This is a genomic window from Lysinibacillus sp. BS3 (genome assembly GCF_039614735.1).
Classification (GTDB): Bacteria; Bacillota; Bacilli; order Bacillales_A; family Planococcaceae; genus Lysinibacillus; species Lysinibacillus capsici.
Genome location: NZ_CP154860.1, coordinates 2,145,651 through 2,163,293, shown reverse-complemented (window position 1 = coordinate 2,163,293; position 17,643 = coordinate 2,145,651). Strand labels below are relative to the sequence as shown.

Genomic DNA, 17,643 nt, shown 5'->3' with positions numbered 1-17,643 from the left:
TACAAAGTGATGGAAACCGTTCAAGAGTGAGGGGAAAACGTTTATTAAGGGTGTGAACTGCTCTGAAATAAGGCAAACCCGCTCAATCCAACCTAACAATAATCAGGTAACACAAAACAGAGTCTAACTAAAAAGGGGAAATGGACAATGAACTTTCAGTTAACAGAAGAGCATGAACAATTACGTGAAATGATTCGTGATTTTGCTATAAATGAAGTGGCGCCAACAGCTGCTGAACGTGACGAAAATGAAGAATTTGACCGTGCGATTTTCGACAAAATGGCGGAGCTTGGGCTTACTGGTATTCCATGGCCTGAGGAATATGGTGGTGCAGGATTTGATTACCTTGCATATGTCATAGCTGTTGAGGAACTTTCACGTGTTTGTGCTTCGACTGGTGTAACTTTATCTGCACATACTTCACTGGCAGGTTGGCCACTTTACAAGTTCGGTACAGAAGAACAAAAACAAAAATACCTTCGTCCAATGGCTGAAGGCAAACATATTGGTGCATATGGTTTAACAGAACCTGGCTCTGGCTCTGATGCGGGTGGCATGAAAACTTATGCAAAACGTGATGGCGATGATTATATTTTAAATGGCTCAAAAATCTTTATTACGAACGGTGGAGTAGCAGATACATATATTGTATTTGCAGTAACAGACCCAGAAGCAAAACATGGCACATCCGCATTTATCGTGGAAGCTGGATTTGAAGGTTTCTCTGTAGGGAAGAAAGAAAAGAAATTAGGAATTCGTTCATCTCCAACAACAGAGATTATTTTTGATAACTGTCGTGTTCCAAAGGAAAATCTATTAGGGGCTGAAGGGGAAGGCTTTAAGATTGCCATGACGACACTAGATGGTGGACGTAATGGTATTGCGGCTCAAGCAGTAGGAATTGCACAAGGAGCACTCGATGCAGCAGTTGACTATGCCAAAGAACGTGTGCAATTTGGTAAACCGATCACTGCAAATCAAGGCATTTCCTTTAAATTAGCCGATATGGCAACTCAAATTGAGGCTTCTCGACTTCTTACATACCAAGCGGCATGGTTAGAATCTAATAACCTACCATATGGTAAGGCATCTGCAATGGCGAAATTAATGGCTGGCGATACAGCAATGAGTGTAACGACAGAGGCGGTTCAAGTTTTTGGTGGCTATGGTTATACAAAAGATTACCCTGTAGAGCGCTTTATGCGTGATGCTAAAATTACACAAATTTACGAAGGTACGCAGGAGATTCAACGTCTTGTTATCTCGCGTATGCTAACGAAATAATTGATGACTGATAAAGATAAAAGGCCCCAAGTACAGTCAACCGTAAAAGATGAAAATCTAATCGCCATTCGTCGTGAACAAATGATTCAAGGAGCTATTAAGCTATTTAAAGAAAAAGGCTTTCACCGTGCCACGACGAGAGAAATTGCAAAAGCTGCTGGCTTTAGTATCGGTACTTTGTATGAATACATCCGAACGAAGGAAGATGTTCTATACCTTGTTTGTGACAGTATCTATCACCATGCAATGGAGCGTCTTTCAAGTTATGAGATTAAAGCAGGAACTATTGATGAGTTAAAAGAAATGATTCGGGAATACTTCCTGCAAATCGATAGTATGGTTGATGAGCTAACAATCATGTATCAAGAAACAAAATCATTGTCAAAAGAAGCACAACGCTATGTTTTTAGTAAAGAGTTTGAAATGGTTGCCACATTTGAACGCTTGTTACAGCGATGTGTCCAGTCTGGCGAACTAACTATGACAGAGAAGCAAATCCATTTAGCAGCCAATAACTTAGTTGTTTCAGGACAAAGCTGGGCGTTTCGCAAATGGGCTTTACATCGTCAGCATTCAATAGACGAATTCATTGACATGCAAATCACCTTGTTCATTTCAGGCATAAAGGGGTTTTAATATTTGTAAGGGGTTTGTCGGCAATTGCATATAGCGATATTGCAATGCCGGCTTTTTTTATTCAATAAGGGGAGAAAGTGGGGATTTCATATGACAAAGGTAGAAGTATATCGTCCAAAAAATCACGTACGTTTTGTGACAGCATCGAGTCTTTTTGATGGACATGATGCTTCAGTCAATATTATGCGACGCATTTTACAATCGAGCGGTGTAGAAGTAATCCATTTAGGTCATAATCGTTCTGTTGAAGAAGTCGTGAATGCTGCGATACAAGAAGATGCACAAGGGATTGCGGTTTCTTCTTATCAAGGCGGACATATGGAATACTTTAAATATATGTATGATTTACTGCGTGAAAAAGGAGCACCACATATTAAAATTTATGGCGGTGGTGGAGGAGTTATTTTACCTCGTGAAATTAAAGAGCTTCATACGTATGGCATTGCAGGGATATTCTCACCAGAGGATGGCCGTGTTTTAGGGCTACAGGGAATGATTAATGAACAAATTAAAGGTACAGATTTTCCTACTGCAACAGGTAATTATTTAGAGAAATTAAAGTCTTTAACGACAGAGACGCCTGAAATTTTAGCCAATCTAATAACAGCAGCTGAGTCAAATGACGATGAAGCTACGAAAGAAATGCTAGCAGAGGCAAGAAAGCTTTCAAAAGGTACGCCAGTAATGGGGATTACGGGAACAGGTGGTGCAGGGAAATCATCCTTAACGGATGAACTGATTCGCCGCTTCCTAAAAGAATTCCCAGATAAACGTGTAGCCATTCTATCAGTCGATCCAACAAAGCAAAAAACGGGTGGAGCATTGCTTGGGGATCGTATTCGCATGAACGCTATTTTTAATAACCGTGTTTATATGCGTAGTTTAGCAACACGTGGCTCACGTACAGAATTATCTGCATCAATTGGTGATGTGCTAGATGTAGTACGTGTAGCAGGTTATGACTTAATCATCGTAGAAACAAGTGGAATCGGTCAAGGTGATGCCGAAATTACTAAATACACGGATCTATCTATGTATGTCATGACAAGCGAATTCGGTGCACCTACACAACTTGAGAAAATTGATATGATTGACTTTGCAGATGTTATTGCGATCAATAAATTTGAGCGAAAAGGCTCAGAGGACGCCCTTCGACAAGTACAAAAACAATATCAACGTTCCCGCGAGCTTTGGGATGAATCACTTGATAACATGCCAGTCTACGGTACAATAGCTAGCCAGTTTAATGACAAAGGCACAAATGCGTTATTCGCCGCCCTCGTTAAAATAATTAACGAAAAAACAGGTTTTAATTGGGAAACAAGCTATGAGCAATTTGCGAAAACGCAAAAGCAAGATGTTATCATTCCAAACGATCGCCGTTATTATTTACGTGAGATTACGGACACTGTCCGTGGCTATCATAAAAAAACTGAGCAGCAGGTGGCATTTGCTCGTCGACTATTCCAATTAGAAGGTGCTATTGCAGCTGTCCAAGAAAAAGCTCCAGATGATGTGCTTGTGGCATCGCTTACTTCTTTAGCAGAAGGTGTTAGAGATGAATTAACAGCAGAATCCAAGCGTATATTGGATAATTGGCAGGCATTAAAAGAAGCGTATGCTGGCGATGAGTTTGTGACTAAAGTTCGCGATAAAGAAATTCGTACCATCTTAAAAACAACTAGTCTTTCTGGCACGAAAATTCCAAAAGTAGCATTACCGAAGTTTGAAGACTATGGGGAAATCTTGCGTTGGGTTTATAAAGAAAATGTTCCTGGCGAATTCCCATATACGGCGGGTGTATTCCAATTCAAACGTGAGGGTGAAGATCCGAAGCGTCAATTTGCTGGCGAGGGAACACCAGAACGTACAAATAAACGATTCCATTATTTATCAAAAGATGATGATGCAAAACGTTTATCTACAGCTTTTGATTCTGTAACCTTGTATGGGGAAGACCCAGATTACCGTCCAGATATTTACGGTAAGGTTGGAGAATCAGGTGTATCGATCTGTACACTAGAAGATATGAAAAAACTTTACGCAGGCTTTGATTTATGTGCACCGTCTACATCTGTATCAATGACTATTAATGGACCAGCACCTATTATTTTAGCAATGTTTATGAATACAGCAATCGATCAACAAGTTCAATTACGTGAGCAAGAGCTAGGACGAACTTTGACAGTTGAAGAGTTTACCGAGACACGTGAAAAAACATTGCAAGTCGTACGTGGAACAGTACAAGCTGATATTTTAAAAGAAGATCAGGGCCAGAATACATGCATTTTCTCAACAGAGTTTGCTTTGCGTATGATGGGCGATATTCAGCAATACTTTATAGACCATAAAGTACGTAACTATTATTCTGTTTCCATTTCTGGTTATCATATTGCGGAAGCTGGAGCAAACCCAATTTCCCAATTAGCCTTCACCTTAGCTAATGGCTTTACGTATGTAGAGTATTATTTAAGTCGTGGCATGAATATCAATGACTTTGCACCAAATTTATCATTCTTCTTCTCAAATGGACTAGATCCAGAGTATACAGTAATCGGCCGTGTGGCACGACGTATTTGGGCTATTGTAATGCGTGATAAATACGGTGCTAATGAGCGCGCTCAAAAGCTAAAGTATCACATTCAAACGTCTGGGCGTAGTTTACACGCACAAGAGATTGATTTTAATGATATTCGTACAACATTACAGGCTTTAATGGCATTACAAGATAACTGTAACTCATTGCATACAAACGCCTACGATGAGGCCATTACTACACCTACGGAGGAATCTGTAAGACGTGCTATGGCAATTCAAATGATTATTACAAAAGAGCATGGTTTAGCAAAAAATGAAAACCCACTACAAGGCGCGTTTATTGTTGAAGAATTAACAGATCTTGTGGAAGAAGCGGTTCTTGAAGAGTTTGATCGTATTAATGATCGTGGCGGTGTGTTAGGTGCTATGGAAACGCAATACCAACGTGGTAAAATTCAAGAAGAATCAATGTACTACGAAATGTTAAAACATTCAGGAGAGTTACCAATCATTGGTGTTAATACTTACTTGAACCCAAATCCACCTTCAGATGCTGATATAGATAATATGGAAATCGCACGTGCATCGACAGAAGAAAAAGAGACACAAATTCGTAATTTACAAGCTTTTTGGAAAGCCCATGAAGAGGAAAGTGAAGCTGCGATTGCACGTCTACAAGAAGTGGCTGTCAATAATGGTAATATTTTTGCTGAGCTGATGGAGTCAGTAAAAGTAGCAAGTTTAGGACAAATTACAAAAGCTTTATATGAAGTTGGCGGACAATATCGTCGTAATATGTAAGCAAGGTTGATCAAAACTTCTTGTTTTCTATTCAAGTATCATGCTTCTCTAATTTCTAGTGTCTAGTCTTAAGATTAGGCACTTCTTTTTATTTTCGTTATAATAGAAATGTAAAAAAAGGGGAGGCGCAGTAGAGGATGAAATCAGCTATTCACTACATAATTATATTAGCTTTAGTATTGGGAGCCTTTTTCCTGTATAATAAGCAAATTGGCGCTATTCCTTTACTACTATTATCTGTCTATTTGTTTTATCTTGGAATAAAAAAAATGCGTAATATAAAAAACAGTAATTGAAGCTAGCAAAGGGGCTAAAACTTTGTATATAATGGGTATTATGCTTATTGTATGGAAAGAACCTTTTGCGTGGCCTTTTTTGCTGCGCTTGGAGAATAAAGCACCATGTAATTTTAAAACGTCCATTGTGATGAGGGAAAGGAAGTGCACGAATTGAATTTTCGTGAAATGACAAAGGAACAATTAACAGAAGAATCGTTAATTAACTTAGCTTATGCAATTTTAAATGAAAAACGTGCCTCAGTGTCTTTTAATGATTTATTAAAATTAATTCAAGAGCTTGTGGGCTATAGTGATGCAGAAATGAAATCCCGTCTGTTACAATTTTATACAGATATCAATATTGATGGTCGCTTCTTATATAATCAAGAAGCAGGCTGGGGCTTACGTGAATGGTTTAAAGTTGAGCAAATCGAAGAAGAAACAGCTCCTTCTGTTAAGACTCAAAAGAAAAAATCTAAAGCTGCCTTTGATGATGAAGATCTTGATGAAGAGGTAGACTTAGATGAAGAAGATATCGACTTTGATGAAGACTTTGAAGAGTTCATTGATGAAGAAGAACTTGATGAAGAAGATGATGATAAAGAAGATATTGACTTTGACGATGAAGAACTAGAAGAAATTGATGAAGAAATCGATGAAGAGTTTATTGATGAAGAGGAAGAAGAATTTGAGGAAGAAGAGGAAGAGATTTAATACAGTACTCTTAGAATTTTCTTTCTTTTAAGCTAGAAGCAAAAAATCTTGACTTCTATCACGGTTACGTTTAATCTTTTACTTGGGCTCCTTAAAAGAAGGAGAAAGACCGTGTATATAATACGCTCCCCCTGCAAACCTATGCAGGAGGAGCGTTTTTTTGTTTTTAACTTTAATCATTTTAGTTCTCCCATACTTTTAATACCGATATGAATATAAATGTTTTTAATTATTCATGATGTATAGTAAACGGTGACTGAAAAGTTATTAGAGTTTTATGGTTTAAAGGAAAGTGGAAAAGAGATAGAACCGATTACAGCTTCGAATCGACTACATTTTGTAGACATTCTCGGCTTTTCTTTTTTTAGGGTATTAGAATGTAAATGGTTCTGATCCCCCCTAAACGCACTAATATTTTAGAACATCATAAGGAGGAATTTATTCATGACGAAGTATATTTTTGTAACAGGTGGGGTTGTATCATCACTTGGAAAAGGGATTGTTGCAGCATCTTTAGGCCGTTTATTAAAAAATCGTGGGTTAGAAGTGACGATTCAAAAATTTGACCCATATATCAATATTGACCCAGGTACGATGAGTCCTTATCAACATGGTGAGGTTTTTGTAACAGATGATGGTGCTGAGGCTGATTTAGACTTAGGACACTATGAACGTTTTATTGATATTAACCTAGGGAAACATTCTACAGTAACTTCAGGTCGTGTTTACCAATCTGTATTACAGAAAGAACGTCGTGGAGATTATAATGGTGGAACAGTCCAAGTAATTCCTCATATTACAAACGAAATCAAAGATCGTATCCAACGTGCTGGTCGTGAAACAAATGCAGACGTTGTGATCACAGAGGTTGGTGGAACAGTAGGTGATATTGAATCATTGCCATTCCTAGAAGCCATTCGCCAAATGAAAACAAATTTAGGGCATAACAATGTAATGTATATTCACTGTACACTTATTCCTTATATTAAAGCAGCTGGTGAACTTAAAACAAAACCTACACAGCATTCTGTTAAAGAATTACGCTCTTTAGGTATTCAGCCAAATATTATCGTAGTTCGTACTGAACAAGAAGTACCACAAGAGATGAAAGAGAAATTAGCATTATTCTGTGATGTTCAACCACATGAAATTATTGAATCTCGTGATGCTGAGCATTTATATGAAGTACCATTAAACCTACATGCGCAAGATATAGATGATATCGTTTTGGATCATTTTGGTATGGAAGCTCCAGAAGCAGATATGGAAGAATGGCGTGACCTTGTAGAAAAAGTGAAGAACTTACCAAATAAAAGAAAGGTAGCATTAGTAGGGAAATACGTAGAACTACAAGATGCTTACATTTCTGTAGTTGAGGCATTAAAGCATGCTGGATATGCATTTAATTCTGATATTGAAATTGACTGGATTAATGCAGAACACGTTGATGCTAACAATGTGGCCTCTCTATTAAAAGGTGCTGACGCTATTTTAGTACCAGGCGGCTTTGGTGATCGTGGTGTTGAAGGTAAAATCTTAGCAACACAATATGCACGTGAAAATAATGTTCCTTTCCTAGGCATTTGTTTAGGTATGCAATTAGCAACAGTAGAATTTGCACGTAATGTACTTGGCCTAAAAGGTGCTCATTCTACAGAGCTTGATGCAAATACGGAGTATCCAATTATCGACTTCCTACCAGATCAAAATGATACTGTAGATATCGGTGGTACTTTACGTTTAGGTTTATACCCATGTAAATTAAAGGATGGTTCAAAAGCTGGCCAAGCCTATGGTAAAGAGCTTGTTTATGAGCGTCATCGTCACCGCTATGAATTTAACAATGAATATCGTGAGGCAATGGAAGCAGCTGGCCTTGTCTTCTCAGGTACAAGTCCTGATGGCAAATTGGTTGAAATTATTGAGCTACCAGAAAACAACTTCTTTGTAGCATGTCAATTCCACCCAGAGCTAGTGTCACGTCCAAATCGTCCACAACCATTGTTCCGCGATTTTATCGGCTCAACATTTAAATAATCAAAAAGAGTTGTCTCGTTAAATACGAGACAACTCTTTTTAATTTGCTGACTACAATTCTTCTTCATCCAACCCAAGCATTTCATCATAAGCAATTTTGACAGCTTCATATACAAAGAGTCCTGCAAGCGCATGTGGTACAACAATACGTTGACCTAGATCATTTGGTATTAAACCGCCTTTAATGCGTGTAGAAACATACGTATAGGCTAAATCAGCAAGAGGGTTATCTACACTAGCTGCTTCACTAGCTATAGCAGCAAAGGGAATAAATTGCGTATTTAATTTTTGTGCTAAGACGAGTGCTTCTTCATCATATGCACTACGAGTAAAAATGCAAACCCGATCAGCTTCTGTTAAGCTTGTGTCTGTAGTCCAAGGTGCTAACTTGCTAAAGGGTTCGACTGCTTGAAGTGCATTTAATGCCACAACCTGCATTTCTCCAAAGCAAGCAAAATAGACATTTCCTTCGCCGATTGCGGCTTGTGCTAATAACCTTGCTGTTTCCTCGATAGCATCTTCTTCATTTTGTATAATTCTTTGTAATAATCCACTTAATTGTGTTGTTAGAATTTTTGACATGTTCCCACCTCTATTCATATTATAGGGGGTAAAAGGTAGAAAGCAAAAGCAGATAATTTATAATACTAGAAGGTATTAAGCTGAAAAAGGAGAATTATACATAATAAAGAAAGTTTTTGTGTAAGAATAAAACTAAAAAGGGCGGAATGCGATGTGAAACGATTACTAATTGTCGATGATCAGCAGGGAATTCGTTTACTTTTAAATGAAGTGCTGAAAAAGGAAGGATATATTACATATTTAGCAGCGAATGGTTCAGAGGCATTAAAGTATGCAGACGAACAAGAGATGGATTGTGTTTTACTGGACATGAAAATTCCAGGAATGGATGGTATTGAAATTTTGAGACGTTTAAAAAAGAAGTTTCCGAAGCTGCCTGTTTTTATGATGACAGCATACGGAGAATTGGATGTTGTGCAAGAAGCGTTAGAATTAGGAGCCATTCGTTACTTTACAAAACCGTTCGATATTTTCGAAGTGCGTGATGAAGTAAATAAAGCTTTACAAGTTTAAAAAGCAGGCAGTGGACACACGGCCTGTTTTTTTATGTAGATTAATAGCCCCTGCTTTTCAGGTGAGAGGACTTCGTTACGTTACACTCCACTTCGTCACCCCTGCCGCTACGTTACACTACGCTTTCGGGTAGAAAATAATAGCCCCTGCTTTTCAGGTGAGAGGACTTCGTTACGTAACACTTCACTTCGTCACCCCTGCCGCTACGTTACACTACGCTTTCGAGTAGAAACTAATAGCCCCTGCTTTTCAGGTGAGAGGACTTCGTTGCGTTACACTTCACTTCGTCACCCCTGCCGCTACGTTACACTCCGCTTTCGGGTAGAAAATAATAGCCCCTGCTTTTCAGGTGAGAGGACTTCGTTGCGTTACACTTCACTTCGTCACCCCTGCCGCTACGTTACACTCCGCTTTCGGGTAGAAAATAATAGCCCCTGCTTTTCAGGTGTGAGGACTTCGTTACGTAACACTTCACTTCGTCACCCCTGCCGCTACGTTACACTCTGCTTTCGGGTAGAAAATAATAGCCCCTGCTTTTCAGGGGCTATTATTTTTGCTATGATTGAGGAGCATGTTTATGTAGAAAGAATAGTCCTATGAGGAGGATTTTTAGTATGGCATTAGTATCTATGAAAGAGATGTTAATTAAAGCAAAAGCAGAAGGTTATGCTGTTGGTCAATTCAACATTAATAACCTTGAATGGACTCAGGCAATTTTACAAGCAGCTGAAGAAGAAAAATCTCCAGTGATTCTTGGTGTTTCTGAAGGCGCAGGTAAATATATGGGCGGATTTATTTCTGTTGTTCATATGGTAAAAGGTTTAATGGAATCTTACGGTACTACAGTTCCTGTAGCAATTCACCTTGACCATGGTTCTAGCTTTGCAAAATGTAAAGAAGCAATTGATGCAGGCTTTACCTCCGTGATGATTGATGCATCACATCACCCATTTGAGGAAAATGTGAAAATTACTTCAGAAGTAGTAGAATACGCACATGCTAAAGGTGTTTCTGTGGAAGCAGAATTAGGAACTGTTGGTGGAGATGAAGATGGCGTAATCGGTGGTATTATTTACGCTGATCCAGAAGAATGTCGCAAAATGGTTGAACTAACTGACATTGACTGCTTAGCGCCAGCACTTGGCTCTGTACATGGTCCTTACAAAGGAGAGCCAAACTTAGGCTTTAAAGAAATGGAGGAAATCTCTAAATTGGCAAACCTTCCACTTGTTTTACATGGTGGTACAGGTATCCCAACAAAAGATATCCAACGTTCTATTTCGTTAGGTACGGCTAAAATTAACGTCAATACTGAAAATCAAATTGAAGCAACAAAAGTAATTCGTGAAATTCTGGACAACGACAAAGTTGTTTACGACCCACGTAAATTCCTTGGTCCAGCACGTGAAGCCATCAAAGCTACGGTTATTGGTAAAATTCGTGAATTTGGAAGTGCACAAAAAGCATAATTTTTGCATTTAATATGTTACAAAAGCATAGATAAATACACATAATAAGAGAAGTGTTGATGCTTTCAATCGACCTTCTCTTGTTTTTGAAATAAAGAAATTTTGGAAAATATTTAATAATATAAGAAAAATGATCAGGAGGAAATAATTATGAAATTTTTCATTGATACAGCAAACTTTGAAGAGATTAAAGAGGCACATGCATGGGGTATTTTATCAGGAGTGACGACAAACCCATCGTTAGTGGCTAAAGAAGAGAATGTTTCTTTCCATGATCGTCTTCGCGAAATCGCTGAGCTCGTTGATGGCTCTGTAAGTGGAGAAGTTATTGCACTTGATGCAGAAGGTATGATTAAAGAAGGTTTGGAATTAGCTGCGATTGCGCCAAACATCACAGTAAAGCTTCCTATGACACCAGCTGGATTAGAGGCATGTCGATTCTTTGCAAACAAAGGAATTAAAACAAACGTGACATTAATTTTTAGTGCTAACCAAGCATTAATGGCTGCGCGTGCAGGTGCTACATACGTATCACCATTTATCGGCCGTTTAGATGACATTGGTCAAAATGGTGTTGAGTTAATTGAAACAATTGCAGATATTTTTACAATCCATAATATCGATACACAAATTATCGCTGCCTCTGTCCGTCACCCGCAACACGTTACAGCAGCGGCTTTAGCAGGTGCACATATTTCAACTACTCCGTTTAAAGTATTAAAGCAGCTTTTCCACCATCCATTAACTGAAAAAGGAATTGAAGGATTTTTAGCGGATTGGAATAAGAGAAAAGGCGAATAATAAGATTATAAAGTGTGCAAATTGCAAAAATACTACTTTCCAATCATGAGGGAGAACGCAAAATGGATGTTTATAAAATTACTGGCGAAAATCGTCTACAAGGTACAATTAAAGTTAGTGGTGCAAAAAATAGTGCAGTCGCCTTAATTCCTGCATCAATTTTGGCGAACTCTCCAGTGACTATTGGAGGGATACCCGAAATTTCAGATGCTTGGACGTTAAAGGCTCTATTAGAGGAAATTGGTGGGGAAGTTTCATTTGAGAATGGAAAAATGACAATCGATCCAACAGAGATGATTGCATTGCCCTTACCAAACGGCAACGTTAAAAAGTTACGTGCTTCTTATTATTTAATGGGTGCTATGCTTGGACGTTTCAAAAAAGCAGTTATTGGTTTACCTGGAGGCTGTTTTTTAGGACCTCGACCTATTGATCAACATATAAAGGGCTTTGAGGCTTTAGGAGCTAAAATTACTAATGAACACGGAGCCATTTATTTACGTGCAGATGAGTTGATAGGGGCAAAAATTTATTTAGATGTGGCAAGTGTTGGGGCTACGATTAATATCATGCTTGCTGCTGTCCTTGCTAAGGGACGTACTGTCATTGAAAATGCTGCAAAAGAACCTGAGATAATTGATGTGGCGACACTTCTAACAAATATGGGTGCCAATATTAAAGGTGCAGGTACAAGTGTCATTCGTATCGAAGGCGTAGAAGAGCTACATGGTACTGAACATACGATTATACCTGATCGCATTGAGGCCTCCACATTTTTGATTATGGCTGCAGCAGTCGGTGATGGTATAACAATCGATAACGTTATTCCACTGCATTTAGAAGCAATTATTGCCAAGCTTCGTGAAATGGGTGTGAAAATTGAGATTGGTGAAGAAAGTATTTATGTACCAAAAACAGACCTCTCAACATTACAGGCAGTGGATGTCAAAACATTGGTATACCCTGGATTCCCAACGGATATTCAACAACCGCTTGCCGTGTTAATGTCACAAGCATTCGGTTCCTCAAAAGTAACAGATACTATTTACACAGCTCGTTTCAAGCATATTGATGAGCTTCGTCGTATGAATGCAGATGCTCGTGTAGAAGGAAACACAGCAATTATTAAAGGGCCAAGTAGATTACATGGCTCAACTGTAACAGCTACAGATCTTCGTGCTGGAGCAGCTTTAGTGTTAGCTGGACTCTTAGCAGAAGGAGAAACTGAGATTCAGGATATCTATCATATCGAACGTGGCTATAGCTCACTTATTGAGAAATTACGTGATTTAGGCGCTGATATTCGACGTGAAACAATTGTGGCACGTGTAGCTGAGACAAAGGAATAATGAGAGCTAAAAGTTTTCAACCAATTATGTTACAATAGAGGTAATTTGAATGTTTTGGCACGAAAAGGTGCCGATAACGGGAGGCAAAGCAACAATGGAACGTAGTTTATCGATGGAAGTAGTACGAGTAACAGAAGCAGCAGCAATCGCATCCGGGAAATGGATGGGGCGCGGTTTGAAAATTGAGGCAGATGATGCAGCAACAACAGCGATGCGCAAAATGTTCGATACAATTCCAATGCATGCTACAGTAGTAATTGGTGAAGGCGAAATGGATGAAGCACCAATGCTTTATATTGGTGAAGAACTTGGTTTACGAAATGGTGGTCCTAAAGTAGATATTGCAGTAGATCCTTTAGAAGGTACAAACATTGTAGCAAAAGGTACAAATGGTGCTATGACAGTTCTTGCTATTGCAGATAAAGGGAATCTGTTAAATGCACCAGATATGTACATGGAGAAAATTGCTGTAGGACCAGAAGCGGCGGGCAAAGTGGATATCAATGCTTCCGTCACTTATAACTTATTACAAGTAGCAAAAGCTAAAAATAAAGATATTTCTGATGTTGTAGCTACTCTTTTAGATCGACCACGTCACCAAGCGATTGTTGATGAAATTCGTGAGGCTGGTGCACGTATTAAATTTATCCAAGATGGCGATGTTGGTGCAGCAATCAATACGGCTTTTGATGAAACAGGCATTGATATTATGTTTGGAACAGGTGGTGCACCTGAGGGTGTTATAGCAGCAGTAGCTTTAAAATGCCTTGGTGGTGACTTCCAAGCAAAACTAGTACCAGAAGATGAAGAGCAATTAGAACGCTGCACAAAAATGGGTGTGGATGTTGAAAAAGTTCTTTATTTAGATGACCTAGTAAAAGGTGACGATGCTATTTTTGCAGCGACAGCAGTAACAGATTGCGAGCTTTTAAAGGGTGTTCAATATAAAGGTGCTTATGCCTTAACTCATTCAGTAGTTATGCGTGCTAAATCTGGTACGGTTCGCTTTGTTGAAGGCCGTCACGCTCTTGAGAAAAAACCTAGATATTAATGTTATTTTCTTCTAAAATATACCTAGTACATCTATTGTGCTAGGTACCTTCTTCTTTAAATAACCATCCCATATTTTTAAGGCAATGTTTAGTTATATGGTGGAAGTATTTCAATAGATATTATTAAAGGCAACCATATAAGCGTTAGCAGAGCCAATCGTAAACTTCAATGATAACCCCATTAAATTGAATTATATTTTGAAAAAGACTGGAGTTGTGCATATGTCTGCATTGACAATCGCTCAATTAGAAAACATGACGTTAAAAGAGCTTTACGCCCTTGCACGCCAATATAAAATTTCTTATTATAGCAAGCTAACGAAAAAAGAATTGATATTTGCTATTTTGAAAACGCGTTCAGAGCAAGAGGGCTATTTCTTTATGGAAGGCGTACTAGAAATTGTTTCGCAAGAGGGCTTCGGCTTCCTTCGACCAATCAACTACTCACCAAGTAAAGAAGATATTTATATTTCTGCATCCCAAATCCGTCGCTTTGATTTGCGTAATGGGGACAAGGTGTCAGGAAAGGTGCGTCCACCGAAGGAAAATGAGCGCTATTATGGCCTATTACAAGTAGATGCTGTCAATGGCGAAGATCCTGAAGTGGCGAAAGAACGAGTTCATTTCCCAGCACTAACACCTTTATATCCAAATCGACAAATTAAACTAGAAACAACACAACGCAATTTATCCACACGTATAATGGATTTAGTGGCACCAGTAGGCTTTGGACAACGTGGGTTAATTGTAGCTCCGCCAAAGGCAGGGAAAACGTCTTTATTAAAAGAGATTGCGAACGCTATTACAACCAATCATCCGCAAGCGGAGTTAATTGTCCTATTGATTGATGAACGACCTGAGGAAGTGACAGATATTGAACGTTCTGTCAATGCAGATGTTGTAAGCTCAACATTTGATGAAGTACCTGAGAACCACGTCAAAGTGGCTGAAATAGTATTAGAACGCGCACGACGTTTAGTGGAACATAAACGTGATGTAATTATTTTAATGGACTCTATTACACGTTTAGCTCGTGCTTATAACTTAGTAATTCCACCAAGTGGACGTACACTATCTGGTGGTATTGATCCTGCTGCATTCCATAGACCGAAACGTTTCTTTGGTTCGGCTCGTAATATTGAAGAAGGCGGTAGTTTAACAATTTTAGCGACGGCTTTAGTGGATACAGGTTCTCGTATGGATGAAGTTATCTATGAAGAATTTAAGGGAACAGGGAACTTAGAGCTTCATCTTGATCGTCAGTTAGCGGAACGCCGTATATTCCCTGCGCTTGACATTCGTCGTTCGGGTACACGTAAAGAAGAGCTTCTTCTGGAACCAGAACAACTTGAAAAGCTATGGGCAATTCGTAAAACGTTTTCTGATGCACCTGATTTTGCAGAGCGCTTCCTGAAAAAAATACGTACAACAAAATCAAATGAAGAATTTTTTGAAAAGCTAAACGAAGATATGAAAAAAGCAACAAAGGGTAAGGGACTTTTATAAAGGGCATCACCATTGACAATCAAATTGTCAGTGGTGATTTTTTTTGTATATGTTTATTTTATAAATGTATATTGAAATTGATAATCATTATCAATATAATGGTAAGTAAATATGTGTTCTGAAGGAGACGAAGATGAATTATGATGCCTATATGCTTCTTTGGCAAAATGCATTTATCCAGTTGAAGCAAATCGATTACATAAATAAATCAGACATTCATGTGTCAAAGGTTTTAACATATAGCTCGTTTCTTATTGTCACAGCAGGCGGTGCACAGATTGTCATTGATGATCAATCTTATCATGTGCAGCGCTTCAGTATTTTTCATCTAGGTAAATCTCAATCTCTTCACATTAGGGCACAGCAGAGTGTTAGCTATTTTCTCATTAGCTATAAAGGAGATGTCATGTACAAAGATGCCTTTATGCAGCATTTGCACATGCACTATCAACCATTCCAAACACATTTCTCTTGTGTACCCGCAAATCCGATAGTCATTCACAGCATCCTTCAGGATATGTATAGCAAATGGCAATCTGGCTCTATACAGGAGCATTTATCTGTAAGGGCATCCTTCTATGAGCTTATCTATCATGTCTTTCGAGAATTAGCAGAAGGACAAGGGAAACCACATGAAATTGATAAGGCAGAAGCCGCACGATTATTTATAAAACAACACATTCATCAACCATTATCTATCCAGACATTAGCAGATATGCTTCAGATTAGTACACGACATTTATTACGCATCTTTAAAGCTCGCTATGAAATAGGTCCACAAATATATTTACAACAATTAAGAATAGAGCAGGCTAAGCAGTATTTATTAACCAATCAATATGGCATAAAAGAAATTGCCATATCTCTTGGATTTGAAGATGAATATTATTTTAGCCGTGCTTTTAAAAAAGCAACAAAACTGGCTCCAAGTAGCTTTAGGCTGAAATATGCATCTAATATGTCCGAAATTGCCATTACAAATGAGAATCATTTTCAATACAATAATAATCAGCTCGCGCAAGCAAAACGATTTGAGAATGGAGAAAATGAAATCATGATGAAGAAGATGATTCACCATATAAAGCTACCTTTTTTATTAAGCCTGTTCGTTTTACTGGCAGCGTGTAATGAAGAGACAAGCCAATCTAAGGTTGATGAACCAACTTCGCCCGAGAAGGCAGAGACTAGAACCGTAACAGATGATAGTGGACGCGAAGTAGAAATTCCAATGCAGGCAGAGAGAGTCGTAACTGATTGGTATCTGGGGCAAATTTTAGCGTTAGATGTTGTACCAGTTGGAGGCGTAACGGCTAACCTTGATTATGCTGCTTTCTTAAAGCAACACTATAAGGATGGTGAAATTACGAATATTGGTACAGATGGTAAGGTGTCATTAGAAAAAGTTTTAGAGTTAAAGCCAGACTTGATTATTACTTGGAATATTGAAGATGTAGCGAAATATGAAAAAATTGCCCCGACAATTGTCTTCGCTGAAGATGCACATCAATCAGCGATTGAGGAGATTAAGGCAATGGGGAATTACTTAGGAAGACAAGCAGAGGCTGAGGCCTTTACAAAAGAATTTGAAGATCGGATCGCAAAAGCTAAAGAAAAAATCATGGATGTGATTCCAAAAGGATCTACATTTACTATTTATGAAATGTTTGAAAAAAATGCAACGATTATAGGGAAATCTAGTGTATCGGGCGGTAGAGCACTCTATCAAATTTTGGGCATGAAACCTCAAGAAAAGGTGCAGGAGATTTTTGATACAAAGGAAGCAAGTAATGGACGTTATGAGATTTCCTATGAAGTAGTAGGTGATTATGTAGGTGACTATAACTTCATGATTAATTTCTTTAACAAAGATAGCCAGTTACCAGCAACATGGACAAACTTAGATGTCGTTAAAAGTAATCAAGTATTAGAGCTTCCATCTGAATATTATTTTGCTTCTGATCCGCTCTCTGGCTTACACCAAGCTGAAGAACTAGCTGACAAAATAGTTGAATTTACAAAGGCTCATCAACAATAACTAGATAACAGGAGAGCTATTGTAGATAGCTCATTTATAGATACGTAA

General features: G+C 38.4%; 13 protein-coding genes. 12 read left to right on the top strand and 1 reads right to left on the bottom strand.

Translation table 11 applies throughout. From position 1 onward, the window contains the following. Window positions 1-147 precede the first annotated feature (147 nt). The 5 genes from AAJG31_RS10825 (at window position 148) to AAJG31_RS10805 (ending at window position 8,288) form a co-directional block, all read left to right on the top strand. Complete coding sequence (locus AAJG31_RS10825; RefSeq protein ID WP_016993589.1) at window positions 148-1,284, top strand: acyl-CoA dehydrogenase; 1,137 nt, start codon at window positions 148-150, stop codon at window positions 1,282-1,284. Window positions 1,285-1,287: 3 nt separating this feature from the next. Next, window positions 1,288-1,920, top strand: coding sequence for a TetR/AcrR family transcriptional regulator (locus AAJG31_RS10820; protein WP_048393737.1), 633 nt, complete (start codon window positions 1,288-1,290; stop codon window positions 1,918-1,920). 90 nt (window positions 1,921-2,010) lie between these two features. Next, window positions 2,011-5,259 carry a fused isobutyryl-CoA mutase/GTPase IcmF gene (gene icmF / locus AAJG31_RS10815; protein WP_048393735.1) on the top strand — a complete coding sequence of 1,083 codons (3,249 nt, stop codon included), beginning with the start codon at window positions 2,011-2,013 and terminating at the stop codon, window positions 5,257-5,259. Window positions 5,260-5,708: 449 nt separating this feature from the next. Further along, complete coding sequence (gene rpoE, locus AAJG31_RS10810; protein WP_279493851.1) at window positions 5,709-6,251, top strand: DNA-directed RNA polymerase subunit delta; 543 nt, start codon at window positions 5,709-5,711, stop codon at window positions 6,249-6,251. Between the two features lie 444 nt (window positions 6,252-6,695). Beyond that, on the top strand, window positions 6,696-8,288 hold the full coding sequence (locus tag AAJG31_RS10805) for a CTP synthase (RefSeq protein WP_279493854.1): 1,593 nt from the start codon (window positions 6,696-6,698) through the stop codon (window positions 8,286-8,288). Window positions 8,289-8,339: 51 nt separating this feature from the next. Here the strand turns inward: AAJG31_RS10805 and AAJG31_RS10800 are convergent, their stop codons facing one another. After that, window positions 8,340-8,870 (bottom strand): DUF2529 family protein, encoded by a 531-nt coding sequence (locus tag AAJG31_RS10800; RefSeq protein ID WP_054548562.1) that lies wholly within the window; start codon window positions 8,868-8,870, stop codon window positions 8,340-8,342. A gap of 153 nt (window positions 8,871-9,023) precedes the next feature. Here AAJG31_RS10800 and AAJG31_RS10795 point away from each other — a divergent pair, with 153 nt between their 5' ends. The 7 genes from AAJG31_RS10795 to AAJG31_RS10765 all read left to right on the top strand — a co-directional run bounded on the left by AAJG31_RS10795 (window position 9,024) and on the right by AAJG31_RS10765 (window position 17,595). After that, window positions 9,024-9,383: a response regulator gene (locus tag AAJG31_RS10795; RefSeq protein ID WP_004269444.1), complete on the top strand. Its 360-nt coding sequence runs from the start codon at window positions 9,024-9,026 to the stop codon at window positions 9,381-9,383. Window positions 9,384-9,997: 614 nt separating this feature from the next. Beyond that, window positions 9,998-10,852, top strand: coding sequence for a class II fructose-bisphosphate aldolase (locus tag AAJG31_RS10790; RefSeq protein WP_048395593.1), 855 nt, complete (start codon window positions 9,998-10,000; stop codon window positions 10,850-10,852). 150 nt (window positions 10,853-11,002) lie between these two features. Further along, the gene (fsa, locus tag AAJG31_RS10785) at window positions 11,003-11,653 is read left to right on the top strand and encodes a fructose-6-phosphate aldolase (RefSeq protein WP_004269447.1); all 651 of its coding nucleotides are present in this window, start codon (window positions 11,003-11,005) and stop codon (window positions 11,651-11,653) included. A 62-nt stretch (window positions 11,654-11,715) separates the two neighbouring features. Beyond that, on the top strand, window positions 11,716-13,002 hold the full coding sequence (locus AAJG31_RS10780) for a UDP-N-acetylglucosamine 1-carboxyvinyltransferase (RefSeq protein ID WP_048395599.1): 1,287 nt from the start codon (window positions 11,716-11,718) through the stop codon (window positions 13,000-13,002). Between the two features lie 94 nt (window positions 13,003-13,096). Next, on the top strand, window positions 13,097-14,053 hold the full coding sequence (glpX, locus tag AAJG31_RS10775; protein WP_004269449.1) for a class II fructose-bisphosphatase: 957 nt from the start codon (window positions 13,097-13,099) through the stop codon (window positions 14,051-14,053). 223 nt (window positions 14,054-14,276) lie between these two features. After that, entirely contained in the window at window positions 14,277-15,560 is a 1,284-nt protein-coding gene (gene rho / locus AAJG31_RS10770; protein WP_016992739.1) for a transcription termination factor Rho, read from the top strand. 133 nt (window positions 15,561-15,693) lie between these two features. Next, window positions 15,694-17,595, top strand: coding sequence for a helix-turn-helix domain-containing protein (locus AAJG31_RS10765; protein ID WP_279493859.1), 1,902 nt, complete (start codon window positions 15,694-15,696; stop codon window positions 17,593-17,595). Window positions 17,596-17,643: the final 48 nt, after the last annotated feature.

What these genes read in the sequence shown, in the direction of transcription:
- rho (WP_016992739.1), top strand. Translation starts at nt 14,277, where the DNA reads ATGTCTGCATTGACAATCGCTCAATTAGAAAACATGACGTTAAAAGAG.
- AAJG31_RS10780 (WP_048395599.1), top strand. Translation starts at nt 11,716, where the DNA reads ATGGATGTTTATAAAATTACTGGCGAAAATCGTCTACAAGGTACAATT.
- fsa (WP_004269447.1), top strand. Translation starts at nt 11,003, where the DNA reads ATGAAATTTTTCATTGATACAGCAAACTTTGAAGAGATTAAAGAGGCA.
- glpX (WP_004269449.1), top strand. Translation starts at nt 13,097, where the DNA reads ATGGAACGTAGTTTATCGATGGAAGTAGTACGAGTAACAGAAGCAGCA.
- AAJG31_RS10790 (WP_048395593.1), top strand. Translation starts at nt 9,998, where the DNA reads ATGGCATTAGTATCTATGAAAGAGATGTTAATTAAAGCAAAAGCAGAA.
- AAJG31_RS10805 (WP_279493854.1), top strand. Translation starts at nt 6,696, where the DNA reads ATGACGAAGTATATTTTTGTAACAGGTGGGGTTGTATCATCACTTGGA.
- AAJG31_RS10800 (WP_054548562.1), bottom strand. Translation starts at nt 8,870, where the DNA reads ATGTCAAAAATTCTAACAACACAATTAAGTGGATTATTACAAAGAATT.
- AAJG31_RS10820 (WP_048393737.1), top strand. Translation starts at nt 1,288, where the DNA reads ATGACTGATAAAGATAAAAGGCCCCAAGTACAGTCAACCGTAAAAGAT.
- icmF (WP_048393735.1), top strand. Translation starts at nt 2,011, where the DNA reads ATGACAAAGGTAGAAGTATATCGTCCAAAAAATCACGTACGTTTTGTG.
- AAJG31_RS10765 (WP_279493859.1), top strand. Translation starts at nt 15,694, where the DNA reads ATGAATTATGATGCCTATATGCTTCTTTGGCAAAATGCATTTATCCAG.
- AAJG31_RS10825 (WP_016993589.1), top strand. Translation starts at nt 148, where the DNA reads ATGAACTTTCAGTTAACAGAAGAGCATGAACAATTACGTGAAATGATT.